Source organism: Massilia sp. TWP1-3-3 (assembly GCF_049897805.1).
Classification (GTDB): Bacteria; Pseudomonadota; Gammaproteobacteria; order Burkholderiales; family Burkholderiaceae_D; genus Telluria_A.
This window is the reverse complement of record NZ_JAFCWX010000008.1, coordinates 232,543-256,560: the sequence shown is the minus strand read 5'-3', so window position 1 is coordinate 256,560 and position 24,018 is coordinate 232,543. Positions and strand designations below refer to the sequence as shown.

Genomic DNA, 24,018 nt, shown 5'->3' with positions numbered 1-24,018 from the left:
AGAATTCGATGCATAGGCCGGTCCCGATGGTATGTGTGTTGCGTGAGAACTTCACACGATATCAGAGGAGTACTGGCCTATCTTTTTTGCATGACGTCCCACGCTGCCATGGGTGAAAGCTTACTGAACGCCCTCGAAGAGCCCGGGATTTAGCGCCCCGGCGAGCCTAGGATTTCAAAGGACGTAACAGCGTGCTCGAATCAACGCTTTCCGGGAGGGTCCCACACCGATCTGACACCGCCAATCAGGTACCATTTTCCCGCGCTATGCATACGCTAGCGACAACGCCGCAACTGTCAGCCCGTAGTTCCCACCACCGGCAACACGATGGTGAAGCGGCTGCCTTTGCCGGCACCCTCGCTGGCAGCGGAGATATGCCCACCGTGCCGTTCGCAAATTTCCTTGGTAATGGCCAGGCCGAGACCGACCCCGGCGCGCAGGCGCCCGGCGTGGGTGGCAAATTGACTGTACGGGTTGAAGAGCTGGCCCATGTGGGCCGAATCAATCCCGATTCCGTTGTCCTTGACAGCTACCGTGAGCCACTCGCCTTCGACCGTGGCCTTGATCGAGATGTGGCCCTCGTCGCCAGTAAAGGCACTGGCGTTGAGCATGACGTTGGCCAAAGCTTGCGCAGTGCGCTCGGGATCGCAAATGACGGTAGTTCCGCGGTCGTCGAAATGAACGGCCACCCGCTGCTTGCGCGTCTGCGCCTTGGGCAGGAGTTCATCGATCGCGCAGTCCAGCACGCCCAGTAGTGGGACGGCCCTCTTGACGATGGAGATCCCGTCCTGGGCGAGGTTGGATGCATCGAGTAGGTCAGAGACGAAGCGGGAGAGCTGCTTGACTTGACGCTCTACCATGTCGGCCATATGCAGGATGCGCCCATCAGACGAAGACTGGCGCATGACGCACGCGGCCGTAAGAATCGGCGCGAGCGGATTGCGCAGCTCGTGAGCGAGCAAGGAAAGGAAAGCATCCTTGCTGTCATCTCGGCGACGAATCTCGTGTGCGAGCTGATCGCGCTCCTCAAGATCGTCGAGCATGCAAAACGTGCCGCCGAGTGCACCGCTGGCAGGATCGCGCAGCGGCCTGGCGTGCGCCGCAACCCTGCGGTACTGTCCGTCCGGACGCTCGATCAACAGGTCTGGTAGGTCGACATCTTTCCCCGCTGCGGCGGCTTGGGCGCAAGGATAGCTTGAACGGGGAAGCGACTCACCGTCGAGGCCGCAGATAGCCACCGCGCCGCTCCACTGGAACAGATGAGTTGGGTTTGGCGCCCGGCCCCAAAGTTCAACCGCAGCGTGGTTATGCGCGACCACGGCTCCGGACCTGTCGCAACAATACGCCGGTGAAGGGATCTGTTCAATGTCGAACATCGGCAGGTGCGACAGGGCACGCCGGTCTATGCGTCGCCGGTTGCCGTCCGGCGACGGCGGCGTCTCCGGCGTGTGTTGAATGGCTAAGAGGTAACTCTTGTCTGTGTGTGGCGTGGCGTCCAAAGTGATCTCCTGACGCCGATGCTATTGTCGAGCCTGGCGTCGCCTTGACGCTCAGTCTTGCCTTGGATGCGAGCAAAAAGGTCGCGAAAGCAAGCGGTAAATGGAGGAGTGTCACCGTCATGAGATCATGACGGGCCACACGCAAGTGTCGGTCAGCGTCTCGAGGCCGTGTAGGATTACACCTGATGCAACGCTTGTCTTTTTTGTCTAGTGTCAGCCAAGCTGCTTTGCCTTCAAGGCGGCATCTGGCAGTGTTAAGACCCCTTGCTCAGCTATGCGCGGCATTTTTGTTGCCATGCGCGCAATGGTCGCCTGGACCAGAAAAATAGGAGAGTCGCCTTCTGAAAACAAGTGCTCACCGACCAGGCGCGCAAGTGCAACACATCCTCGTTTCTTGCACTTGATTAACGAATGATCTTGCCACGCGATTACGCGCCACTGCCGTAGGGCTTCATGATCGCAGTCTCGCTTGGCGCCAGTGCTTGCAGGCGCTTGTAGAGTGCCCGTGTCTCAAGCAAATTCCAAACGCGCAGCATGGCCTCGATCGTATCGAAGGGTTTGGTCAGAAAATCCTTCGCCCCCAGCGATAGCGCGCGGCGCTTGGCTTCGCCAGTGGCGTCAGCGGTAACGACCAGCACCGGCCGGAAGTCAAACGGGTCGCCGCGACGTTTTAAATGCTCCAGTACGGCATACCCGTCAAGCTCAGGCATCATCAGGTCTAGCACGATCAAATCGGGATCGAAAGCGGCATATAAATCCAGCGCCTTTTGCGCGCTGGTGGTACCGACTACGTGCGTGAGCCCTTCGCCAGCCAGCAGGTCTTCCAGAAGCCGCAAGTTGGCTGGCTGGTCGTCGATGATGAGTACACGCGAAGAAAGCAAATCATCTTCGTTCATTGAAGAATCCTATCGAGTAGTTCAAAAAATTCCGGCACGTTCAGTGGACTTTTTAGGTAGCCGACCGCTGGCGTGGTGTGCGAATGTGCGCCTGCTCTGAGCATAACCAACGGCAGCCCCGCCAGGGTGGCATCGTTGCGCAGGGCCTCTAAGGTCTCTTGGTCGGCCGCATCCTGGGCCAGTAACAGGATATCTGGCGCGTGCTGCCGCGCCAGCGCTAACCCCTCGCTGGCGCCAGGCGCGGTCAGCAAATGCCAGTGAGTTCGCCTCATCATGAGCGTTTCGATCAACGCCAGGCTGGAACCATCGCTGTCGATACAAAGCACCGTACGTGATGGTTTGTTCGGCGCTTCAATACCGGGCGACTTAGCGGGTGGCACAGGCACCACCTTCTGTCCCGGCTGGGCTGAGCGTGGCAGAAAAAGCGTGAAAACGCTTCCTTCACCTGGCGCGCTGCTGGCAGCGATGCTGCCGCCCATGACCTCTGCAAGCGCGCGCGAGACGGCAAGACCTAAGCCGACGCCCTCGGTTGTACCACGCTCGGCGCCAAGACGGTCGAACGGCGTGAATAGCCGGTCCTGCATTTCCACGGCGATGCCGGCCCCATCGTCTTCAAAGGCAATGGCGACCAGGTCGTCTCTCGCAAGCGTTTTGATGCGCACTTGCCCCTGCACTGCGTTGTACTTGATCGCATTGGAGAGCAGGTTCAGCACGATCTGGGTAAAGCGCTGTCGGTCGGCCTGCACGGTGAGTGTTGCGCAATCGCATGGCGCAAGCAGGCGCACGCCATATTCGCTGGCCAGGGGCGTTAATAGGGCGAGTGCTTCCATTAACACTGGCGCCACGAGCACGGGAGTCGATGTAATCGCCAACTGCCCAGCCTCAATACGGGCGACGTCCAGCATGTCATTGATCAGTGACAGCAAATGTTTGCCGGCACGGAGGATTTGCCCCACATACTGCTGGTCCTGGCTCCCAGCGATTTCTGTCGTTGCCAGCAATTGCGCGAAACCGAGAATAGCATTGAGCGGGGTGCGCAGTTCATGGCTCGTGCGCGACATGAATTGCGTTTTTGCCAAGCTGGCCGCGTGGGCAGCGGTAGCGCGGTTGGCCAGCAGGAGACTAGCCTGATGCAGCCGATCCGCCAACAGCCCCAATTCGTCGCTGGCGACGCCGGGTGCAGTGAGTGGCTGGTCGTTGACCAAGCGTTCGGCGTTTTCCGTCGCCAACCTGACCCGCCGCACCACGCGCAGGGTAAATAGCAGCATCGCAAGCGCGCCAGCCAGGCCGACCAGGATGGTTGCCGCATTCATCAGAACGTTGCGGCGCAGGGCAGCTTGCACGGCGGCAGTACGCTGCTCGACAAGCAGCGACTCGCGCGCATTCATGGCGCCTATTCCATCACGCAGTTCGTTGAGAATCTGGCGCCCAGATGACAAGCTGGCGCGCAAGTTTTCGGGGTCATTGTTATATCGTCGACGCAAAACATCCAGGTCGGCCAGCTTGAGTCGCACGAATGGCAGCAGCAGTTGTAGACGCTCACGCTGTTCAGGGTCGCGAATATTTTTTTGCAAGCGCGCCATCGCACCCGGCAATTGCAACTCCGCCGCCCGGTAGGGATCGAGAAAATCGTCCACGCCGGTCAGCAGATAGCCTCTCACGCCCGTCGCCGCTTCGGCGACCAGCGACTGCAGCGACTCAATATCGCGCTGCACTTGCAATGTGCGCAGCATTTCTGCCGTGGCGTCGGCGGTCTGGCGTTCCAAGGTGTAGCTGGTGGCCACCGAGCCCAGCAGCATGGACAAGGACGCCAGGATGATGGCGCTACCCTTGACTGTCAGCGACCAGCTATCCCAGCGCAGGCCGGCCCGCGTCATCCACCATATCCGTGATCGACTGCGTAGACAGCTGCTTGGGTGCGGTCGCGCAGGTCGAGCTTGTGCAAAATGCGTTCGATATGCACTTTCACAGTGCCGGCGGCAATCCCAAGTTCCTGCGCCAGCGCTGCATTCGTCAAGCCCCGCGGCATCAAGGCGAATACCTGAAGCTCGCGCGAGGTCAATTGCTTTAGCTTGCCCGCCGATCCGTGAGCGGCGGTGCTCGACGCCGGCTTGCTGGCAGCGAGGTAGGCCGCCGCACACATCGTCCCTAACACTTGGAGCACGGCGAGGTCGTCGGCGGCCGGCGGCGACACCTGCCGCTCGCTCATCAGCACCAGTATGCCCACGTGCTTGCCGTGGTAGCGCAACGGCACCAGAATTTCCAGACAAACTGCCTTGTCACGGCCGATTTTCAGCCGGCTATGAAGATCGTGTTGGATCAATGGCAGCGCATCTTCCTGCAATACCTTGTGCAAGGCGCCGCTGATGGGAAGGCAAGCGCCAATAGGCGGCACGGTCCCCTGCGCCGCATGCACATGCAGGCCATCATTTTGTTGATACAACAGCAAACCCTCATCCATCGACATAAACGCGAGCGCTTTTGCAAGTATCGCCTTCATTGCCGCGGCACTATCGCGCTCGTTGGCAAGCGCAATGCCAGTGTCCGTTAGCAAACGCAGTCGGGCCGCGCTGCCTTCAGCGTGCCGATAGCGACTACGGGTAGCCTTGGCGCTGCCAAGCGCATCGACGGGAGGAAGGGAGGTAGTCATGGTGCCTCTTCAGAGGCCCTCATTATATGCCACTCAGCATACGAAGAATGCGCCGATCAGCCGATTTCGCGTTGCGTAATAGTAAGGATACTTTGCTCATCGCCACTGATCACTGAATGACCGGAAACACAGTGCGCGATCCCATGCAGCCTGGGGACGTAATCGTGCCGGGGTTCCGTGGCGATAGCCGATTTCCACTTTTGGAGGAGTAAATGAAGCAAATTTTGATGGTCGCCACCTAAGCCCCAGTTTTCTGCTGTCGACAATCGCGCCGGCCGATCTCGAGATCCACGGCGTTCGCGCAGACGTCGCTCCGAACGCGCTGTACTACGGCACCTAAGTATTTCTCCCATCAGCACAATTCATCAAGGACTATCATGCGCTACTTATGCCTTCTCCCTTTTGCCGCCTTCATGCTGGCAGCTAATGCCCAGGCCACGACGACCGAAGTCTGCCATTCGTCGACGGAAAAAGAAATTGCCGGCCTGTTTGACCGTTGGAACGCCTCGCTGCAAACCGGCGATCCGGAAAAAATCGTGGCCAACTACGCCAAGAAATCCGTGCTGCTGGCGACCGTCTCGAACAAGCCTCGCTTGACCCCGGACGAGAAGACGGACTACTTCGAGCACTTTGTAAAGGGAAAGCCAGTGGGCACCATCGACAGCCGAAACATCGAGCTCGGCTGCAACAGCGCGACCGATGCAGGCTTGTACACCTTTAAGTTCGGCGACGGCAAACAAGTGAAGGCGCGCTACACCTACACTTATAAATGGGATGGCAAACAATGGCTGATCACCAGCCATCACTCGTCCAAAATGCCGGAGCAGAGCTGAGCTCGGCTTCGCAAAACTGTCTGACTCGTCGCAAGACGAAGCAGAAAGCATCGGTAAAGGCGCACACTCACGCAGTGTAGCGGCTCGGATTAATGCGATCGGCGACGCCGGCTCGGCCCAAACAAAAACGGCGCGTTTGCAAAGTCTTGCAAAAGCGCCGTTCTTAAGTTCAACGCACCCTCTGCTTCAAACGATGTGTCGCCAGTTCAGAGGTCTGTGTCGTTCGCCGCGAGGGCGAGCTGTTACTCCCAGTTCAACGCGCCACCGGTTTGATACTCCGTCACACGCGTCTCGAAGAAATTACGTTCCTTCTTCAAATCAATCATCTCGCTCATCCAAGGGAATGGATTTTCTTCCTGGGCAAACAACATATCCATGCCAATCTGCTGCGCGCGGCGGTTCGCGATAAAACGCAAATAACCCTTGAACATGGTCGCGTTCAAGCCCAGCACGCCGCGCGGCATGGTGTCTTCCGCGTACGCATACTCCAGGTCAACCGCTTGCAGGAACAGCGCCTTGATTTCTTCCTTGAACGCCGGCGTCCACAGCAGCGGGTTTTCCATCTTGATCGTGTTGATCAGGTCAATGCCGAAATTGCAATGCATCGACTCGTCGCGCAAGATGTACTGGTACTGCTCGGCCGCGCCCATCATCTTGTTCTGGCGGCCCAGCGCCAGGATCTGCGTAAAGCCCACGTAGAAAAACAAGCCTTCCATCAGGCAAGCGAACACGATGAGCGACTTCAACAGCTTCTGGTCGTTTTCAACGGTGCCGGTGGTAAAGGCCGGGTCAGTCAGCGTGTTGATGAACGGAATCAGGAACTCATCCTTGTCGCGGATCGACTTCACTTCGTTGTAGGCGTTGAAGATTTCCGCTTCGTCCAGGCCGAGCGACTCGACGATGTACTGGTAGGCGTGGGTGTGGATCGCTTCCTCGAACGCCTGGCGCAGCAGGTACTGGCGGCATTCCGGCGCCGTGATGTGGCGGTAGGTGCCCAGCACGATGTTGTTGGCGGCGAGCGAGTCGGCGGTGACGAAAAATCCCAGGTTGCGCTTGACCAGGCGACGCTCGTCGTCGGTCAGGCCGTTCGGGTTCTTCCACAGCTCGATGTCGCGCTGCATGTTCACTTCCTGCGGCATCCAGTGATTGGCGCAGCCGGCCAGGTACTTGTCCCATGCCCATTTGTACTTAAACGGGACCAACTGGTTGACGTCGGTCTTGCCGTTGATGATGCGCTTGTCGTCGGCATGCACGCGCTTGGCGACAGCTTCGGCGGGCGCGGGAGCGTCGCCGGCGCTCATTGGCAGTGGTGGTGGCGCGCTCGGTGCGCTTGTTTCATCGTCCCAGGACAACATGGTGGTATTCCTTTAGTTCGTTCAAATCAAATGTCATTGGCTCTCATGGCGGATTGCATCCGCCCTACGGGCCGTGGCTCTCGTAGGGCGGATGCCAATCCGCCATGCACAGTTGCCTCTTACTGGCAAGCTTCGCATTCTTCGAAACCATCATCACCCGGACGCAGGTAACACGCTTCACCGTCGGCTTCCGCCGTTGCTGTTGCCGCCGCCGCCGCTGCCGCCGCTGCACTGTCGGCCGCCACGCCCATCGCATGGGCCGACATGCCGCCGTCCACCGCCACCGCATTCAACGCGCCGGTCTTGGAGGTTGACTTTTCCATGTGGGTCGCGGCAATGGTGCGCAGGTAGTAGGTGGTCTTCAGGCCGCGCAGCCAGGCCAGCTTGTAGGTCTCGTCCAACTTTTTGCCCGATGCACCCGCCATGTAAATGTTCAGCGACTGCGCCTGGTCGATCCACTTCTGGCGGCGCGACGCCGCTTCCACCAGCCAGCTTGGCGAGACTTCAAACGCGGTAGCGTAAATCTCACGCAAGTCTTGCGGAATGCGGTCGATCTTGGCCAGCGAACCGTCGAAGTACTTCAGGTCGGAGATCATCACTTCATCCCACAGATCGCGCGCCTTGAGGTCGCGCACCAGGTAGGCATTGATCTCCGTAAATTCGCCCGACAGGTTCGACTTTACGTACAGGTTCTGGAAGGTCGGCTCGATACAGGCTGAGACGCCAATGATGTTCGAAATGGTCGCCGTTGGCGCAATCGCCACGCAATTCGAGTTGCGCATGCCGAATTGCTCGATGCGCTCGCGCACCAGGCTCCAGTCCATGGCCGACGAGCTGTCCACTTCCAGGTAGCCGCCGCGTTCCTCGGCCAGCAGCTTGACGGAGTCTTGCGGCAGGATGCCGCGGCTCCACAGCGAACCCTCGTAAGACGCGTAACGGCCGCGCTCTTCAGCCAGCTCGGTCGAGGCCAGGTAAGCGTAGTAGCAAACGGCTTCCATCGAACGGTCCGCGAACTCGACAGCCTGCATCGACGAGTAAGGAACGCGCATCATGTGCAGACAATCCTGGAAGCCCATGATACCCAGGCCCACCGGACGGTGGCGCATGTTTGAATTGCGGGCCTTGTCGACAGCGTAATAGTTGATGTCGATGACATTGTCGAGCATGCGCATTGCGGTGCGGACGGTCTTTTGCAGCTTGACCGGGTCGAGCTTGCCTTCTTTCATGTGGGCCGGCATGTTCACCGAACCAAGGTTGCAGACGGCGATTTCATCCGGCCCCGTGTTCAGGGTAATCTCGGTGCACAGGTTCGAGCTGTGGACCACGCCCGTGTGCTGCTGCGGCGAACGGATGTTGCATGGGTCCTTGAAGGTGATCCACGGGTGGCCCGTTTCAAACAGCATCGACAGCATCTTGCGCCACAGGTCGAGCGCGGCTACTTTTTTGAATACGCGGATTTCCCCGGCTGCCGCTTTCGCTTCGTAGCCCAGGTAGGCGGTCTCGAACGCTTTGCCGACCTTGTCGTGCAAGTCCGTGCAGTCGGACGGCGAAAACAGCGTCCAGTCGCCCTTTTCCATCACGCGCTTCATGAACATGTCGGGAATCCAGTTGGCCGTGTTCATGTCGTGCGTGCGGCGGCGGTCGTCGCCCGTGTTCTTGCGCAGGTCGAGGAATTCCTCGATGTCCATGTGCCACGTTTCCAGGTAGGCGCACACGGCGCCCTTGCGCTTGCCGCCCTGGTTCACGGCGACGGCGGTGTCGTTGACCACTTTCAGGAACGGCACCACGCCTTGCGACTTGCCGTTGGTGCCCTTGATGTGGGCGCCCAGGGCGCGCACCGGCGTCCAGTCGTTGCCCAGGCCGCCGGCGAACTTGGCCAGCAGCGCGTTTTCCTTGATGGCGTCGTAGATGCCTTCCAGGTCGTCCGAGACCGTGGTCAGGTAGCACGACGACAATTGCGAGCGCAGCGTGCCCGCGTTGAACAGCGTCGGGGTCGAGCTCATGAAGTCGAACGACGACAGCAGGTTGTAGAACTCGACGGCGCGCGCTTCGCGGTTTTCTTCGCGCAGCGACAGGCCCATGGCCACCCGCATGTAGAAGGCCTGCGGCATTTCAATGCGCACGTCGCGCACGTGCAAAAAGTAGCGGTCGTACAGGGTCTGCAGGCCGATGTAGCCGAACTGCAGGTCGCGGTCGGCAACCAGTGCGCGGGCCAGCTTGGCCAGGTCGAAGGAAGCGAGGACCGGGTCCAGCAGTTCATTCGCGATGCCCTTGGCGATGTACTGCGGGAAGTACTCCAGATAGTGCGCGGCCGCTTTCGCCTGCGGCACTTCCTGGCCAAAGACTTCCTTGCGGATCGTGTGCAGCAGGATGCGGGCGGTGACTTGCGAGTACGCCGGGTCTTTTTCCATCAGCGCGCGCGCGGCCAGGATGGCCGACTTGTGCAGCTCTTCGACCGGCACGCCGTCGTACAGGTTGCGTACGGTTTCGGCCAGGATGGCGTCGGCGTCGACGTGCTTTTCCAGGCCGACGCAGGCGGCGTTGATCAGGTCGCGCACTTGCTGCATGTCGAGCGCGCGGCGCACGCCATTGTCAAGCACGTGGATCTGCGGGGCGGCGATATCGCTGGCGCCCTGGGCTTCCTTTTGCAGGCGGCGCTCTTCCATGTGCTTGGCGCGGTACAGCACGTAGGCGCGCGCGACGTCATGCTCGCCCGAGCGCATCAGCGACAGTTCAACCTGGTCCTGCACGTCTTCGATATGGAAGGTGCCGCCCGATGGCTGGCGCCGCACGAGGGCGCTGACGACATTGTTGGTGAGCTGCTCGACCAGGTCGCGCACGCGCGCCGAGGCTGCGCCCTGGCCGCCGACCACGGCCAGAAACGCCTTGGTGACGGCGATGGCGATCTTGGATGGCTCGAACGCGACGACCGAGCCGTTGCGGCGGATGATGCGGTAGTCGCCGCTGGCGGCGATCGCCGCCGGGCTGTTTTCGACTGGTGCTGCAGCTCCAGGTGTGACGTGCATGGGATTGTTCGGTGATTCTTGGTTTGTCTGCATGAGACCTCCTGGAACGGCTGGCAGTTGTGCTGCGCCGATTGTTATATCAAGTGGGCTGCCCTCGGGCGCGCCCAGTTCTAAGACTGAAAAAGCAAAAAAATGACCATCCTGCCTGGCGCGCCGGGCTGGAATTCATCGTCATTTTTTGGTAAATACTGCGCTCTTTTTGGGGCGTTCTTTAAAGAAAGCACTCTTATGCATTTTGGCTGAAGTTCTCTTTGTACCACTACATCTAGTGCATTGATCAAATTTGAGGACTAATTGTAGTGGCTAGGCCGAACGCTTGCAATAGCTTTCTGGAATCACTAACCTAATTTTTTTGACATTTATTCGCGTGCGGGCCCTTGACATTTCCGAGTGCGGGCGCGAGGCGCATCAGGCGGTGAGCGGACACTAACGTCAGTGCCCAAATAGCGGGCAGCCGGGTGAAAAGGTAAGGCGAAAAGCGCCAGCGCATTGCCCGAGCGGGATGAGCAGACGCGAGTCATGCACCTGCGCGCCCGAGATCCGGGCTACTAGCGGCGGCCCACGCTGGTCCACCAGCAGATGGTGTTTGCAGGCGAGTTTGCCACGATCGGTCGGGTTACGGCCCGTATGCTCGCCACCCACAGCTGCCGGTGCGCTAGCGGCGTCACCGCTAGCTCGATCCACATGGACGTGCGCGCGAAGCCGTCGCGCCTTTCGGCGACCGTAGGTGGGCCGGGAGATGAGTTGCTATGAGCGACCGAAGGCCTTCAGGAAGAAGTGCTTCGGCCATGGCATCACTCCGCCTGTAAACACGGCGCATATCTTAATGCCCGGACTGAACCCGCGTGCGGCCGCCCTCGCCCCAAAGGCGTCATTGCTTTCTTGAAAGGTCGAACGTCTAGCACGGACCGGATGAAGCAAGACCTACGTATCGACTATGCAACGGACACGTAAGCGTTGCTGCTTTGAACGGAGCGCGCACGAATAATGAGGACGGCGAACCCAAGCAGAGCCAAGGTCAGGGCCACCACTGAACCCTCCGCCCCAAAGGATCCGCCACTGAGCCACGACGGTCCTGTCAGATGCCCTAGAATCAGGCCATCACCGTCGCTCGTGCCGGAGACCAGCGACGAGAACACCTGGCTTTGAACATAGTTCCAAGCAAAGTGGATCCCAATGCACAGCCACAACCTGCGCGTTGCCATGTACGCCGCCGCAAACATCATTCCAAAGGCTGTACATGTCAGTACTCCGATCGGATTGGCGCCGAGATTAGGCGCGTGAACCAAGCCGAAGAATATTGAGGAAATTGCCACACCCCAGACACTTCCAAGCGCCTTTTGCGAAATGCCGAAAACAATGCCACGCCCGACTATTTCCTCGAGCAGTGCAACTCCCAGGTAAAAAGGAACGATGCTTAGCATTGCAACAGTGGGTGCGCCGAAGCCATCAATCCGGTACGCCCCCAAAGACCACAGCACACCAAACAACAGCACCTGCATTGCAAAGCCGATCAGCACGCCAAAGGCCAGTTCGCTTGACGCTCCGCGCATCGACAACTCCGTCACGGGTCGTCTCTCGACTCGAAGCACGAAGAACCGGTATGCTAAAAAAATGAGCACTGATGCGAGTACCATCGGCCAGACATGCGCGTAACGCGCTGGAAGCAGCGCGTGCGCAGTCTTCGTCACCAAGGGTGCTGGAAGCCACACCAGCAGCGACCCCAACAGAATGCGAACCACCGGATTTCCCAGCGCGCGCCTACTTAGCGAAACACTTTTGCTGGAGGATGCTTGCTTTTCATGCATAGTCAAAATGTTCCTGCCTTTCCAATAAGCGCAAAGTTTCGCGTCACCATATGGGCCACGCAATGCGCAGACTAATAGGTCCGCTGCAGCAGGGATAGCGTCACGCGACAGGCTGCGCCGCAACTAGGACGAGTTGCAAAAATCGGGGGTTAGTCTGTGCGCGGGGCTGGGATATGCAGTTGGTGCGGCTGAATGCAGATTCATTTGCAGCGAATGCTGGTTTGAGAGGGCTGTCGGTTGCAGGTATTGCTGGCCGATAATTGGCTGAAATGCAGGTCGATCCACTTAGCGTACTTTAAATTCCGTTTTCTGAGGCGTCCCCTTATTCATCAAATCCTTGAAAAATTCTGGCGACACCGTTCATGCCCATCACGAAAAACCAATGACCGGCCGATAGCAGACCGGCGGTATGGCTCGGTGCATGAGCTTGCGGCCATCAGGGCAAATAACAGGTTTTGTTGGGCCCTCTTACTCGGGCGCCTGGATCTCGAGCTTTTGCATCTGGTAGCGCAGCTGCCGGAAGCTGATCCCCAGCAGCACCGCCGCCTGGGTGCGGTTGAACTGTGTCTGGTTCAGCGCCCGGATGATGATGTCGCGCTCGATCTGGTTCAGGTAGTCCGGCAGACTGTTGGGCAGCGGCTCTTCGGCCACCGGCGCCGCTGGCGCAGGTTCGGCCGGCGCCGCCACTTCCACCGAGGCCTGGACCGGAACCGGTACCGGCACAGCCACCCGCGCACCCTTGAGCGACAAGTCGCACACTTCAATCACGCCGCCATCGGCAAACGCGAGCGCGCGCTCGAGGATATTTTCCAGCTCGCGCACATTGCCCGGAAACGAATAGGCCCGCAGCGCGTCCAGCACGCCCGCCCCCAGCACCGCCTTCTGGCTTGGTCCCGCCAGGCGCGCCAGCACCGCCTCGGCCAGTACGCCCAGGTCGTCGACCCGCTCGCGCAGCGGCGGCACGCTCAGTTCAATCACATTCAAGCGGTAAAACAGATCTTGCCTGAACTTGCCGGTCTCGACGCAGTGCGCCAGATTCTGGTGCGTGGCGCTGATGATGCGCACGTCGACCGGCTCTTCGGCGGTGGCGCCGATCTTGCGCACCCGCCGTTCCTGGATCGCGCGCAGCAGCTTGACCTGCATCGCCAGCGGCAGGTCGGCCACTTCGTCGAGCAGCAGCGTGCCGCCATTGGCCGCCTGGAAAAATCCTTCCCGGTCATCCGCCGCGCCCGTAAACGCGCCCTTGCGGTAGCCGAAAAACTCCGCCTCCATCAGCGCCTCGGGAATCGCGCCGCAGTTCACCGCAATGAACGGCTTGGCGGCGCGCGAACTTTGCGCGTGAATTTCGCGCGCGGCCAATTCTTTGCCGCTGCCCGATTCGCCCGTGATGGCGATCGGCGCCATCGAACGCGCCAGGCGGGCGATCTGGTCGCGCAGCGCCTGCACCATGGCAGACTCGCCAATCAGGCGCCGCGGGGCGCCCTCGCTCGCCGCGCCCGGTCCCGCCAGGCGCAGGGCCGACTGCACCATGATGCGCAGCTCGTCCAGCACGACCGGTTTGCACACATAATCGAAGGCGCCAGCCTTGAGCGCAATGACGGCATTGTCGGCGCTGCCGTAGGCGGTCACCACGGCCACCGGGATGTGGCGGTTGGACGCGGCCAGCTCGCGCACCAGCTCCAAGCCCAGACCGTCAGGCAAGCGCATGTCGGTGAGCACCAGGCCATAATCGCCGCCGGCCAGGAAAGCGCGCGCATCCTTGAGCGTGGCGGCGCTGTCAACGTCCAGGCCCATGCGCACCAGCGTAATTTCGAGCAGCTCGCGCAAATCGGCTTCGTCGTCGACGATCAGTACCCGGGGTGAACTCATTGAATGCCTCTCTAGCTCTGATGTAGCGGTATGCGTTGGGTCAATCCACCACCGGCTGCGCGAACGTAATGACGAAGCGCCCGCTCGCCTTGTGGGCGGCAACAGCGTCGTAGCGGTACTCGTAATCGAGCGTCGCTTCGTTGTTCAAGCATAGTTCACGCGCCAGGTACAGGCCCAGACCGGTTCCCTTGTTCGAGGTGGTGTAGAACGGTTCGAACAGGTGCGAGCGCACGTCCGGCGTGATGCCCGGGCCGTCGTCCTGCACGTGCAATTCGATGCGCCCGGCCTTGTCGCTGACCGCGTAGATGCGGATACTGGCCGCCGCGCCGCTTGCATAGCGCACCGCATTGGTGAGCAGGTTGACCAGCACTTCGCGCAAGTGCAGCGGATCGAAGCGGACCGGCGCCGTGCCGATGTTGCCTAACCACATCATATCACCGCTCAGGCCGTGAGTTTCCTGGAATTCGTTCTTCAGCTCGCTTAAAAAACTGTCCAAATGCAACGGATCGCCATTCGGCTGCACTTTGCGCGACAGTTGCAAGATGTCTTCGACCATGCGGTTCACACGCGCCACATTGTCGCCGACGATTTTCAGCAGGCGCACATGGCCCGGTTCGCCCAGGTCTTCGGCCAGCAGCGCCGTCGCGTGGCCGATCGCCGACAGCGGGTTGCGCACCTCGTGCGCGATGCTCGCCGTCAGGCGCCCCATGGAAGCGAGCTTGAGCTGCTGCGCCTGGTTTTCGATGGCGGTGACGTCCTGCATGAAGATGACGCAGCGCTCGGCCGCCTCGTCGGGCGTGTCGACGCGCGCAAAACGCAATTTCAGGTGCGCCGACAAATCGCGCCGCCCGGTCCACGCCGGCGCCTGCCCGTCGGCGAAGGTGACATGCGGCTTGACCGTGACGAAGGCCGTGCGCGGCGCCGGCCTGGCCCCGGCCTGCGCCAGCCAGGCCGAAAACGCTTGCCCGATCGGCGCCAGGGCCGGCATGTCGGCCAGCCGGAAATCGCGCTGCTCTTCCGACAGGCCAAGCATGAACTGGGCCGCCGGGTTGCCGGTAAACACGCGACCGTCGCGCCCCACCACCAGGATGCCGTCTTCGACGTCGGCCATGACGATCTCGTTGATCGCCTGCTGGATCTGCAGGTCGGCGCCGCGGCGGGCGGCCAGTTCTTCCTGGCCGATCAGCTTGGCGGCCAGGCGGCTGACAACCAGTACGATGGCAAAAAACACCATACCGTACAGGCCCGCCTGGGTCAGCGGCACACTGCGGTCGCCCACGAACACCTGGTACAGCGTTTCGCCAAGCAGGAACAGCGCCACCAGCGACGCCGACAGCAGCGCCAGCGTCAGCGGCGCCAAAATGGCGGCGCCCGCCAGCGGAAACAGGTACAGGATCACCAAACCGCTGCGCGCGCCACCGGCCGTGACATACAGCGTCGAGATGATGGCGATGTCGACGCTGATCTGCGCCACGACCTGCAGCAGGAAGCGCCGGCGCACGTAAAACGAGAGCGCGCTAAAGCCGATCGCCAGGATCACGTAGACGATGCAGGTTTCGGCATACAGGTAGTAACTGGGGGCGTAATCCTGGCGGTCGAACGTCAGGTACAGCAGCAGCACCGCGGCGATCACGATGCGCGTGCCGTTCATCGCATTGAGCGAGCGCCAGAAGGTATCGCGCGACTCGCGCGTGAGCGCGCTCCAGCGGCGCATGCCTTATTGCCCGGGCAGGCCGACGTGGCCGGGACTGCAATACTCCAGTGCGCCAACGCGCACCGATTCGGAGGCGGGAAAATACACGTGGCAATGGGCGCAGCACGCCATCGCTTCGCCTTCGTCGAGCTGACGGGCGCCGCGCAGGGGGTCATTCTGGCCCTTGTTCAGCTTGCGCAACTTGCTGCGTACGGCAAACACGACCAGGATCAGCAAGGCCAGCCAGAACAGGGCGCGCATGATCATGCCGCACCCCGCTGCAAGACCACTTCCAGCACGAAGTGGCTGCCGACATAGGCCAGCACCAGCGTGGCGAAACCGGCCAGCGTAAAGCGCAGCGCGGTTTTGCCGCGCCAGCCGCGCCAGCGCCGCCCGATCAGCAAGGCGGCAAACAGGATCCACGACAACAGCGTAAAGACGCTCTTGTGGTCCCAGCGCATGACCTTGCCAAAAACCTGCTCCGAAAACACCAGCCCGGACAGCACCGTCAGCGTAAGCAAAATAAAACCCATCCAGATCAGCCGAAACAGCAGCTTTTCCATGGTCAGCAGCGCGGGCAGTTGGTCGACCGCGTGCGCCAGCCAGCCGCCCTGGGCGACCGGCACGTGCAGGCGCGAGAGCTGCAGCGTCATCAGCACCGCGTGGAAGGCGGCAATGGTCAGCATGCTGTAAGCGAGGATGGCGACCGCGATATGCCAGGCGAAAGCGGGCGGGCGCCCTTCGAGCTGCAGCACGCTGCCGGCAAACAGGGCCGGCAAGATGGCGGCGGCGGCGGCGCACGGCATCACCAGGCGGCGCAGGCCGTCGAGCGCGACATTGCGGTTTTCGATCCAGTAGGCCGATACCGACAGCCACAGCGCGGCCGAAATCATCAGCGCAAAGCCGATGCGCAAGGTGCCGGGCGCGAGCATGTCGAACCAGAGCGCGCCGCCGTGCAGCAGCCAGGCGCCGGCGGTGATGCCGGAAATCAGGCCGCCGCGGCGGGAAGGGAGAAAGGCGCACACCGCGTACAGCAGCGCCGCAAGGACAAAGAGAGTGATTTGCATGACGCTGAGTTTACACTATCGGACCGGGTGGCTGCTAGCGGCCCGCTTTGCGGACGGCATGTCGCGCACATCGCGCCTGCCGAGGCGGCAAGGGCAAAAACGCGCACCGGCACAGCGCTTCTTCACTGCGTTCATTGGATTTCCCGAGGCCGATTGCGTGCACCGGCTGGTGCTGGCCGCAAGACTATACCGACAGGCAACAAGTGTCAAACAGCGCGAGCGGCCGGCCTTATTTGACGGCCAGGCTTTTTTTGGCGGCCTCCAGCAGGTCGGTGCGCACCCATTCGCGCGCCAGCGGCAGCTTGCCCGCAGGCGCGAGGCCCGTGCGCAGCATGGTGTCGGTGGTCACCTGGATGTGGCGCGCGCTGACGTCGAGCGCATAGGGGAAGTTGGCGCTCGCTTCGCGAAACTCGGCGCGGCTCAGCTGACCGTGGAACAGTTCGCTGCGCGCGTAGCGTTCGGCCAGCGCCGGGTCGGCAATAAAGTGGCGGGTCGCTTCGACGAAGCAGTGCATGAATTTTTCGGCCAGCGCGCGCTTGCGGTGATAAAACGCCTCGGTCATGAACAGCACGCGCACCGGTTCGCCGACCGGCGTTTCGTAGGGCCTGAGCACCTCGACCCCCTCACCCTTGATAATCGCCTGCGACGCCTGCGGCTCGGCCTGGAGCATGGCGTCGATCTTTTTCGATGCCAGCGCTTGGTTCAGCGCGTCCGGCGCCAGGTACACCAGTTGCACGTCGCGCCCGGGCGCGCTGCCGGTGGCCATGCCGGCGTCCTGCAGGCTGGCGGCCAGCAGCACTTCTTCAATGCCGCCCTGCGCCACGCCGACTTTTTTGCCTTTCAACCCTTGCAGGTTCCTGATATGTTGCCCGGGCCGCGCGACCAGCCGCAGGCCGCCTTTGGCAAAGCCGGCCACCACAAAAATGGGCGCCCCGCGCGTGCGGCCCACGATGGCCGTCGATGACGCGGTGGCGCCAACGTCCAGTTCGCCCGCGACGATGGCCGCCATCAGCTCGGCGCCCTGGGCATAGCTTTTTTCGTCGACCCGGATGCCGCACTTGGGCGCGATCTCTTTGATATACGACAGCGCGCCAAAGTGGGACATGCCGAGGTTGCCCAGCCTGACAAGTTCTTGCGCCTGGACGCCGCCCACCAGCATCACCGCAGCGGCGGCCAGGGCCGTCCGTAGTATTGCCAGAGCCATGCGCTTCTCCCAAGTTGATCCGACGAGTCAATTGCTGCACGGAAATATAACCGCTACCAACCAGGGTGTCCCTCGAACAGCGCAAGCTTTTGCTTTTTCGCGCCGGCATGCTCAACACAGGCCTTCCGGCTGCCGCGCCCCTGATCCAAGACATGCAAAAGCGAGCCGAGTCCATGCTGCGGCCCGCCGTCTTGGCAGCCTGCACATAGGGTAAAATGGTGCACCATCGGCACTGCGCCGAATCGCCTCTGTGAATCGCCACTATATATATTAGTCAGGTCTGCCATGCTCGATAACTTAACCCAACGCCTTGCCAAGGTCGTCAAGACCATGCGCGGTGAGGCGCGTCTGACCGAAACCAACACGTCCGAAATGCTGCGCGAAGTGCGCCTGGCGCTGCTCGAAGCCGACGTCGCTCTGCCCGCGGTGCGCGAGTTCATCGGCCGCGTCAAGGAAAAGGCGCTTGGCGAAGAAGTCATCGCTTCGCTCAGTCCCGGCCAGGCGCTGGTCGGCGTGGTGCAGCGCGAGCTGGCCATCTTGATGGGTGCCGATCTCGGCCCCGAAGCGTCGCAGCTCAGTTTTGCGCAGCAGCCGCCGGCGATCATCCTGATGGCCGGCTTGCAGGGCGTGGGTAAAACCACCACCGTCGGTAAACTTGCCAAGTACCTGAAAGAAGAGAAAAAGAAAAAGGTCTTGACGGTATCGGCCGACGTCTATCGCCCTGCCGCCATCGCCCAGCTCGAGTCGGTGACCAAGCAGGTCGGCGCCGACTTTTTCCCGTCGACGTCAAGCGACAAGCCGGTCGACATTGCGCTGGCCGCACTGGACTGGGCCAAGAAGCACTATCACGACGTCTTGATCATCGACACTGCTGGCCGCCTGGGTATTGACGAAGCGATGATGCAGGAGATCGCCGCCGTTCACAAGGCGGTGAACCCGATCGAAACGCTGTTCGTGGTCGACGCCATGCTGGGCCAGGATGCGATCAATACCGCCAAGGCCTTCAGCGACGCGCTGCCGCTGACCGGCATCGTTCTGACCAAGCTCGACGGCGACTCGCGCGGCGGCGCGGCGCTGTCGGTACGCCATATCACGGGCAAGCCCATCAAGTTTGCCGGCGTGTCCGAAAAACTGGACGGCCTGGAACCGTTCGACGCGCAGCGCATGGCCAACCGTATTTTGGGCATGGGCGACATCCTCGCGCTGGTTGAGGAAGCGCGCAAGGGCGTCGACAGCAAGGCGGCGGCCGACATGGCCAATAAGATCAAGGCTGGCGGGCGCTTTGACATGAACGACTTCAAGTCGCAGCTTGGCCAGATGAAGAAAATGGGCGGCATGGCCAGCCTGATCGACAAACTGCCGGCGCAGTTCCAGCAGGCTGCCGGCGGCGCCAACATGGACCAGGCCGACAAGCAGGTGCGGCGCATGGTCGGCATCATCGACTCGATGACGCCGCAGGAGCGGGCCAAGCCGGAACTGATCAAGGCCACGCGCAAGCGCCGCATCGCGGCCGGCGCCGGGGTCCAGGTGCAGGAAGTAAACCGCATGCTGGCGCAGTACGACCAGATGCAGACCATGATGAAAAAGCTCAAGGGCGGCGGCATGATGAAGATGATGCGCGGGATGAAGGGCATGATGCCGGGCGGGATGCGCTAGCCTATTGGAGGCGGGCGCGCTGAAAAACCGGGGCGGCGGGGCCTCTCCGGGCGTAGAAGGGGCTTTTTCCCTTTAAAAAGGGCGATTTTTCTTGAAAAACACTTGCGTCATCCGGGAAACCCCACCAATATAAGCCGTGCGATCAATTGCGCAATTTCCCATGTGTTCGTTAAGGAGGCTCGAAGATGGCAACAGCCAAAAAAACCCCAGCAGCAGCGCCAGCAAAAAAGGCTGCAGCAGCCAAGCCAGCAGCAGCGGCAAAGCCAGCAGCAAAGAAAGCCGCTCCAGCTAAAGCAGCACCAAAAGCAGCAGCAGCAAAAGCACCAGCAGCGCCCCGCAAGCCGAACGCCGCTTTCATGAAAGCGATGACTCCTTCCGCGACCCTGGCCGCAGTTGTCGGCGCAGCGCCGTTGCCACGCACCGAAGTGACCAAGAAAGTCTGGGACTACATCAAGAAGCTTGATCTCCAGGACGCAGCGAACCGCCGCATGATCAATGCCGACGACAAGCTGAAAGCTGTCTTTGGCGGCAAAGCTCAGGTGTCGATGTTCGAAATGACCAAACTCATTTCCGATCACCTGAAATAATAAAATTTAGCTGTCCAAGCCGAATTCGCAAAAAGCCCCGGTCGCAATACCGGGGCTTTTGTGTTTGTGTGGAGCGCGAGCTTGATACTACTGGCCACCATAACATCGTCCTCGCGCGCGCGGCTGTAGCAAAAGGGCCAGCAGTGCCGCAGGAGTTACATCGTCCTCGCGAACGCGGGGACCCATAGAACGGATGCCAATCCCTCCTTTTGAATCAATTAGTTACAGCAATCAGATCGATTCAAGGGGAACGTGACTCGTCAGTTCTATGGGTCCCCGCGTTCGCGAGGACGATGTGGGCCATGCCGGGCGTACGTGGCGACTTTGCACGTCACTGCAACCACAAACCTTTCTTGCATCCTCGTGTTTAAAACCCGAACGCCGCCTTCATCAAGTGGAACACCTTGGTGTTTTCCATCGTCCCCTTGAACACCTGCGAACCCGCTCCGGTGGCGAACAACTTCACATCGCCCCCGCCATGCGATTCGCCGGCCATCCTGACCCCCGTCTCCTGATGGTAGTCGTCACCGAGCGCCACGGCGCTATCGACGTCGGCGCGCACGTCCGGCCGGTTAGGCCCGTTCCCGAACACCAGCGTGGTGTAGGTCTTGCCATCGGCATCCTTGGCCGGCAAGCCGTCGCTGTAATTGCGCACGATGTCGAGCACGGGGTTACCCCGCTTGGCGTAGCCATTCATGACGATGGTGTGATCATGGTCGGCCGTGACGACGATCAGCGTGTTCTTCAAGCCAGGGTCGAGCACCCGCATGCGTTCCAGCGCGGCTTGAATGGCGTCGTCGAACGCAATCGTATCGACCAGCGCCCGTTTGGCGTTCGAGTCATGCAGGGCATGGTCGATCTTGCCGCCTTCGACCATCAGGAAAAAGCCATCCGGATCGGGCGCGAGCAAGTCGATCGCTTTCACCGTCATCTGCGACAACGACGGCTGCGATGGCCGGCGCTCGATCTCGTAATCGAGATGGCCCACATCGCTGTAAATGCCGACGAACTTGCGCCCCGGCTGCGCGGCGGCCATCTCGTCCTTGTTGGCGGCAACGGTGTAGCCTCTGGCCGCAAACTGCGCCATCAGGTCGCGCCCGTCCGCGCGGCCGTTGGGATTGCGCGTGGCGTCAAACGGCGTGAAGTGATTGCGCCCTCCTCCCATCAGCACGTCAACCCCATCCTGCAAGGCGGGGTTGTAGCCCGCGCCGCCGGGCACGATCTGCAGCGCGATGCTGTAGGACGCGTTGCGCTGGCAAATGTGCGCAAAGGTTGACGCGGGCGTGGCGTGCGTCAGCTCGGTGGTCGTGATCGACCCGACCGCCTTGCCGTGTGCCTTGGCCAGCTCCAGGATCGTGGTGGCGGCTTGCCCGTTGCCGGCGCCGCAGTCGTCGATGCCGGCGTTGCCATTGGCGTCTTTGCGGGCCGCGATCGGCTTGGCGTGCGCCATCGAGATGACGTCGTTATTGATTTTGATGCCCGTCATGTAGGCGCCCATTGACGGCGCGCTGTCGGTCGTCTGCGCGTCGTTCGAATAGGTCTTGATGCGGGCGCTGCGCTCGAGCCGCTCCATGTTGAGAAAACCCTCCTCCTTGTACTTGAAGATGCGCGCGGCGGTGATGGTAGTCGGACCCATGCCGTCGCCGAGGAAAAAGAGGATGTTTTTTGCCGCGGGTGCGGCGCAGGCGCCGGTGCTGCACAAGGCAGCGAGCAGCAGTGCGGGGAGTCGACGTGGCGTCATGGCGAATTCTCGGAAAAAGGGGAGCACGGCTTACCAGCCGCCGGCAGCTTTGATCAGCTCAAAGACACGCGTGTTGTCGATCGCGCCGTGGAAGGCGTCGGCGCCGGCGCCGATCGCACCGAGAAAAACATCGCTGCCGCCGTGGGTTTCGTCACCGGCAGCCGTGCGCACCACGGCTTGCTGGTGGTAGTCGTCGGCCGTCACGATGGCATCGGTCAGCAGCGGCGCCGCAGCGCGCTTGCCCTGGACCCGGCTTTCGCCCGTGCCAAAGCCGATGATGGTGAACGGCGCCCCATCCACATCCACGCGCACCTTGCCGTTGTCGACCCGGCGCACCAGCCCCAGCACGCCAGGTTCGGTCGGCGTGGTCTTGCCGGTGCGGCGCGCGTAACCGTTTAACAGCAGCGTATGGTCATGGTCGGCGGTGACGACGATCAGCGTATTTTTCAGGCCCGGATCGATGGCCTGCATTTGCGCGATGGTGGCTTTGAGCGTGTTGTCGAACGAGACCACTTCCTGCAGCGCGCGCTTGGCGTGCGTGTCGTGCAGCGCCAGGTCGATCAGGCCGCCCTCGACCACGAGAAAAAACCCATTCGGCTTTTTCGACAGCACGCTGATCGCCTTGCTCGCCATCGCGGCCAGGCCCGGATCGCGCGCCGGGTTGCGCACGGCATCGTAGCTGAGGTTTTCAGGCGCGAACAGGCCGACCAGGGGAGCGCCCGAGGCGGCGTCGACGGCGTTCAGTTGCGCGCTGTCGGCCACGCTGCGATAGCCCCTGGTGCGCAGTTCGGCCAGCAGGTCGCGGCCGTCGGCCCGCTTGCCGCCTTGGGCTAGCGGCAGGAAGGCGTCGGTTCCGCCGCCGAGCAGGACGTCAAGGCCGCCAAGCGCGCTGTTGTAACCGGCCCCGCCTGGCACCAGCGCGCTGGCAATGTCGGCTTCCTTGCTGCGGTGGCACGCATGGGCATACACCGCCGCCGGCGTGGCATCGGTCACGCGGGTGGTGGTCACGACGCCAACGGCCATGCCGCGCCGCCTGGCCAGTTCGGCCAGCGAGGGCGCGGCGCGCCCGCCGGTGCAGCCCTCGCGCGCGGGCGTGTCGGTGCTCATCGAGATGGCGCCGTTGTTGGACTTTATGCCGGTCATGTAGGCCGACATGGAGGCGGCGCTGTCGGTGGTTTGCGCGTCATTGGAAAACGTCTTGACGAAGGCCGATTCAGGCAAGGTGTCGAGCGTCAGGTCGCCGTCTTCGCCCACGGCGTAGATGCGCGCGGCGGTCAGCGTGTTGATGCCCATGCCGTCGCCGAGGAAAAAGAGGATGTTCTTGGGGTGGCTGGATACGGCCTGCGGCGGCTGGACCGACACGCAGCCGGCCAGGGCGGCCAGCAGTGCGGCGCCGACGATGGAAAAACGCATGGAAAACTCTCGTGCTTGGGGAGAAACGGGAAGTCTACACTGCGGGGAGGCTTGCGGCGGCAAAAAAATGGGATGGCGTTCCGGGCGGCGCATGGCGAAAAAGGGGGCCGCCACTACCCTTGGAACTCCCACTTCTTCCACGCACTTAACACCGAGTTGGGATACTGCGGCTTGCCCCGGCTGCCGTTATACCGCCCCAGGGCCAGGTACAAATTGCCGCCTTCCATGTCGATATACATGCGCAAAATCGCGCACCCATAGCGCAGGTTGGTCTGCATGTGAAACAGCTTGCTGCGGTCGCTGTCACCGACCACCCCGGTCCAGAACGGCATCACCTGCATGTAGCCGCGCGCGCCCACCATCGACACCGCGTACTTGCGATACGCCGACTCGACCTGGATCAGCCCCAGCACCAGGCCCGGATCGAGACCGGCACGGCTTGACTCATACCACGCCGCCTCGAGAAACTCGAGACGCACCTGGTCGTCGGGCAGCTTGCGCTTGAGGCGTTCGGACATCTGCCCCAGCCACAGCTGGTAGCGCGCCTTTGCCGCCTCATCGCGAAAAGTTGGCTTGGGCGGGCGGGCATCGCGGATGGCGTTGGCCAGCGCCAGCCGGAGCGAGTCGGCAATCGCCTCTTCCTTCTGGTTGCCGGCCAGCGCCGCCCCCGGCCAGCACAGCGCAGCCAGCAGCAAGGCCGGCGCCGTCATGCGGGCAATGT

Annotated in this window: 18 protein-coding genes and 1 pseudogene; 3 read left to right on the top strand and 16 right to left on the bottom strand. The window is 61.6% G+C overall.

The genetic code is table 11. The features are described from left to right. Window positions 1-296: 296 nt before the first annotated feature. From ACP7D4_RS10695 to ACP7D4_RS10680, 4 genes are all read right to left on the bottom strand, one after another. Window positions 297-1,499, bottom strand: a complete 1,203-nt coding sequence (locus ACP7D4_RS10695) for an ATP-binding protein (protein WP_426209017.1) — start codon at window positions 1,497-1,499, stop codon at window positions 297-299. A gap of 428 nt (window positions 1,500-1,927) precedes the next feature. After that, the gene (locus ACP7D4_RS10690) at window positions 1,928-2,395 is read right to left on the bottom strand and encodes a response regulator (RefSeq protein WP_426104239.1); all 468 of its coding nucleotides are present in this window, start codon (window positions 2,393-2,395) and stop codon (window positions 1,928-1,930) included. Further along, window positions 2,392-4,272, bottom strand: coding sequence for an ATP-binding protein (locus ACP7D4_RS10685; RefSeq protein WP_426104237.1), 1,881 nt, complete (start codon window positions 4,270-4,272; stop codon window positions 2,392-2,394). Before ACP7D4_RS10685 ends, ACP7D4_RS10690 begins: the two co-directional genes overlap by 4 nt. Then, window positions 4,269-5,045 carry a LuxR C-terminal-related transcriptional regulator gene (locus ACP7D4_RS10680; RefSeq protein ID WP_426209015.1) on the bottom strand — a complete coding sequence of 259 codons (777 nt, stop codon included), beginning with the start codon at window positions 5,043-5,045 and terminating at the stop codon, window positions 4,269-4,271. The genes ACP7D4_RS10685 and ACP7D4_RS10680 overlap by 4 nt, the downstream gene beginning before the upstream one ends. Window positions 5,046-5,458: 413 nt before the next feature. Here ACP7D4_RS10680 and ACP7D4_RS10675 point away from each other — a divergent pair, with 413 nt between their 5' ends. Beyond that, entirely contained in the window at window positions 5,459-5,878 is a 420-nt protein-coding gene (locus tag ACP7D4_RS10675; RefSeq protein ID WP_426104235.1) for a nuclear transport factor 2 family protein, read from the top strand. Between the two features lie 242 nt (window positions 5,879-6,120). Here the strand turns inward: ACP7D4_RS10675 and ACP7D4_RS10670 are convergent, their stop codons facing one another. The 9 genes and pseudogenes from ACP7D4_RS10670 to ACP7D4_RS10630 all read right to left on the bottom strand — a co-directional run bounded on the left by ACP7D4_RS10670 (window position 6,121) and on the right by ACP7D4_RS10630 (window position 17,900). Continuing rightward, entirely contained in the window at window positions 6,121-7,233 is a 1,113-nt protein-coding gene (locus ACP7D4_RS10670) for a ribonucleotide-diphosphate reductase subunit beta (RefSeq protein WP_426104234.1), read from the bottom strand. Between the two features lie 119 nt (window positions 7,234-7,352). Next, on the bottom strand, window positions 7,353-10,259 hold the full coding sequence (locus ACP7D4_RS10665) for a ribonucleoside-diphosphate reductase subunit alpha (RefSeq protein ID WP_426104310.1): 2,907 nt from the start codon (window positions 10,257-10,259) through the stop codon (window positions 7,353-7,355). Window positions 10,260-10,754: 495 nt separating this feature from the next. Then, window positions 10,755-10,937 (bottom strand): annotated as a pseudogene (locus ACP7D4_RS10660) (IS5/IS1182 family transposase); the annotation flags it as partial. 257 nt (window positions 10,938-11,194) lie between these two features. Continuing rightward, window positions 11,195-12,067: a CPBP family intramembrane glutamic endopeptidase gene (locus tag ACP7D4_RS10655; RefSeq protein WP_426209014.1), complete on the bottom strand. Its 873-nt coding sequence runs from the start codon at window positions 12,065-12,067 to the stop codon at window positions 11,195-11,197. 468 nt (window positions 12,068-12,535) lie between these two features. Then, on the bottom strand, window positions 12,536-13,936 hold the full coding sequence (locus tag ACP7D4_RS10650) for a sigma-54-dependent transcriptional regulator (protein WP_426104227.1): 1,401 nt from the start codon (window positions 13,934-13,936) through the stop codon (window positions 12,536-12,538). 40 nt (window positions 13,937-13,976) lie between these two features. Beyond that, the gene (locus tag ACP7D4_RS10645) at window positions 13,977-15,650 is read right to left on the bottom strand and encodes a sensor histidine kinase (protein ID WP_426104225.1); all 1,674 of its coding nucleotides are present in this window, start codon (window positions 15,648-15,650) and stop codon (window positions 13,977-13,979) included. A gap of 3 nt (window positions 15,651-15,653) precedes the next feature. Further along, window positions 15,654-15,896, bottom strand: coding sequence for a PP0621 family protein (locus ACP7D4_RS10640; protein ID WP_426104223.1), 243 nt, complete (start codon window positions 15,894-15,896; stop codon window positions 15,654-15,656). Further along, window positions 15,893-16,696: a cytochrome C assembly family protein gene (locus ACP7D4_RS10635; protein WP_426209013.1), complete on the bottom strand. Its 804-nt coding sequence runs from the start codon at window positions 16,694-16,696 to the stop codon at window positions 15,893-15,895. Before ACP7D4_RS10635 ends, ACP7D4_RS10640 begins: the two co-directional genes overlap by 4 nt. A gap of 229 nt (window positions 16,697-16,925) precedes the next feature. After that, a complete protein-coding gene (locus tag ACP7D4_RS10630) occupies window positions 16,926-17,900 on the bottom strand; it encodes an ABC transporter substrate-binding protein (protein ID WP_426104220.1) in 975 nt (324 codons plus the stop codon). 285 nt (window positions 17,901-18,185) lie between these two features. Here ACP7D4_RS10630 and ffh point away from each other — a divergent pair, with 285 nt between their 5' ends. Both ffh and ACP7D4_RS10620 read left to right on the top strand, forming a co-directional pair. Continuing rightward, window positions 18,186-19,556, top strand: a complete 1,371-nt coding sequence (gene ffh, locus ACP7D4_RS10625; RefSeq protein ID WP_426209011.1) for a signal recognition particle protein — start codon at window positions 18,186-18,188, stop codon at window positions 19,554-19,556. Window positions 19,557-19,741: 185 nt separating this feature from the next. Then, window positions 19,742-20,143: an SWIB/MDM2 domain-containing protein gene (locus tag ACP7D4_RS10620; RefSeq protein ID WP_426104218.1), complete on the top strand. Its 402-nt coding sequence runs from the start codon at window positions 19,742-19,744 to the stop codon at window positions 20,141-20,143. Between the two features lie 367 nt (window positions 20,144-20,510). Here the strand turns inward: ACP7D4_RS10620 and ACP7D4_RS10615 are convergent, their stop codons facing one another. The 3 genes from ACP7D4_RS10615 to ACP7D4_RS10605 all read right to left on the bottom strand — a co-directional run bounded on the left by ACP7D4_RS10615 (window position 20,511) and on the right by ACP7D4_RS10605 (window position 24,007). Further along, the gene (locus tag ACP7D4_RS10615) at window positions 20,511-21,884 is read right to left on the bottom strand and encodes an alkaline phosphatase (protein WP_426104216.1); all 1,374 of its coding nucleotides are present in this window, start codon (window positions 21,882-21,884) and stop codon (window positions 20,511-20,513) included. A 30-nt stretch (window positions 21,885-21,914) separates the two neighbouring features. Continuing rightward, window positions 21,915-23,297: an alkaline phosphatase gene (locus ACP7D4_RS10610; protein ID WP_426209009.1), complete on the bottom strand. Its 1,383-nt coding sequence runs from the start codon at window positions 23,295-23,297 to the stop codon at window positions 21,915-21,917. Window positions 23,298-23,410: 113 nt separating this feature from the next. Further along, window positions 23,411-24,007: a lytic transglycosylase domain-containing protein gene (locus ACP7D4_RS10605; RefSeq protein ID WP_426104308.1), complete on the bottom strand. Its 597-nt coding sequence runs from the start codon at window positions 24,005-24,007 to the stop codon at window positions 23,411-23,413. Window positions 24,008-24,018: the final 11 nt, after the last annotated feature.

Bases quoted from the DNA above. Each gene is read 5' to 3' on its own strand.
- ACP7D4_RS10690 (WP_426104239.1), bottom strand. From the start codon at position 2,395: ATGAACGAAGATGATTTGCTTTCTTCGCGTGTACTCATCATCGACGAC.
- ACP7D4_RS10685 (WP_426104237.1), bottom strand. From the start codon at position 4,272: ATGACGCGGGCCGGCCTGCGCTGGGATAGCTGGTCGCTGACAGTCAAG.
- ACP7D4_RS10680 (WP_426209015.1), bottom strand. From the start codon at position 5,045: ATGACTACCTCCCTTCCTCCCGTCGATGCGCTTGGCAGCGCCAAGGCT.
- ACP7D4_RS10675 (WP_426104235.1), top strand. From the start codon at position 5,459: ATGCTGGCAGCTAATGCCCAGGCCACGACGACCGAAGTCTGCCATTCG.
- ACP7D4_RS10670 (WP_426104234.1), bottom strand. From the start codon at position 7,233: ATGTTGTCCTGGGACGATGAAACAAGCGCACCGAGCGCGCCACCACCA.
- ACP7D4_RS10665 (WP_426104310.1), bottom strand. From the start codon at position 10,259: ATGCACGTCACACCTGGAGCTGCAGCACCAGTCGAAAACAGCCCGGCG.
- ACP7D4_RS10655 (WP_426209014.1), bottom strand. From the start codon at position 12,067: ATGCATGAAAAGCAAGCATCCTCCAGCAAAAGTGTTTCGCTAAGTAGG.
- ACP7D4_RS10650 (WP_426104227.1), bottom strand. From the start codon at position 13,936: ATGAGTTCACCCCGGGTACTGATCGTCGACGACGAAGCCGATTTGCGC.
- ACP7D4_RS10645 (WP_426104225.1), bottom strand. From the start codon at position 15,650: ATGCGCCGCTGGAGCGCGCTCACGCGCGAGTCGCGCGATACCTTCTGG.
- ACP7D4_RS10640 (WP_426104223.1), bottom strand. From the start codon at position 15,896: ATGATCATGCGCGCCCTGTTCTGGCTGGCCTTGCTGATCCTGGTCGTG.
- ACP7D4_RS10635 (WP_426209013.1), bottom strand. From the start codon at position 16,696: ATGCAAATCACTCTCTTTGTCCTTGCGGCGCTGCTGTACGCGGTGTGC.
- ACP7D4_RS10630 (WP_426104220.1), bottom strand. From the start codon at position 17,900: ATGGCTCTGGCAATACTACGGACGGCCCTGGCCGCCGCTGCGGTGATG.
- ffh (WP_426209011.1), top strand. From the start codon at position 18,186: ATGCTCGATAACTTAACCCAACGCCTTGCCAAGGTCGTCAAGACCATG.
- ACP7D4_RS10620 (WP_426104218.1), top strand. From the start codon at position 19,742: ATGGCAACAGCCAAAAAAACCCCAGCAGCAGCGCCAGCAAAAAAGGCT.
- ACP7D4_RS10615 (WP_426104216.1), bottom strand. From the start codon at position 21,884: ATGACGCCACGTCGACTCCCCGCACTGCTGCTCGCTGCCTTGTGCAGC.
- ACP7D4_RS10610 (WP_426209009.1), bottom strand. From the start codon at position 23,297: ATGCGTTTTTCCATCGTCGGCGCCGCACTGCTGGCCGCCCTGGCCGGC.
- ACP7D4_RS10605 (WP_426104308.1), bottom strand. From the start codon at position 24,007: ATGACGGCGCCGGCCTTGCTGCTGGCTGCGCTGTGCTGGCCGGGGGCG.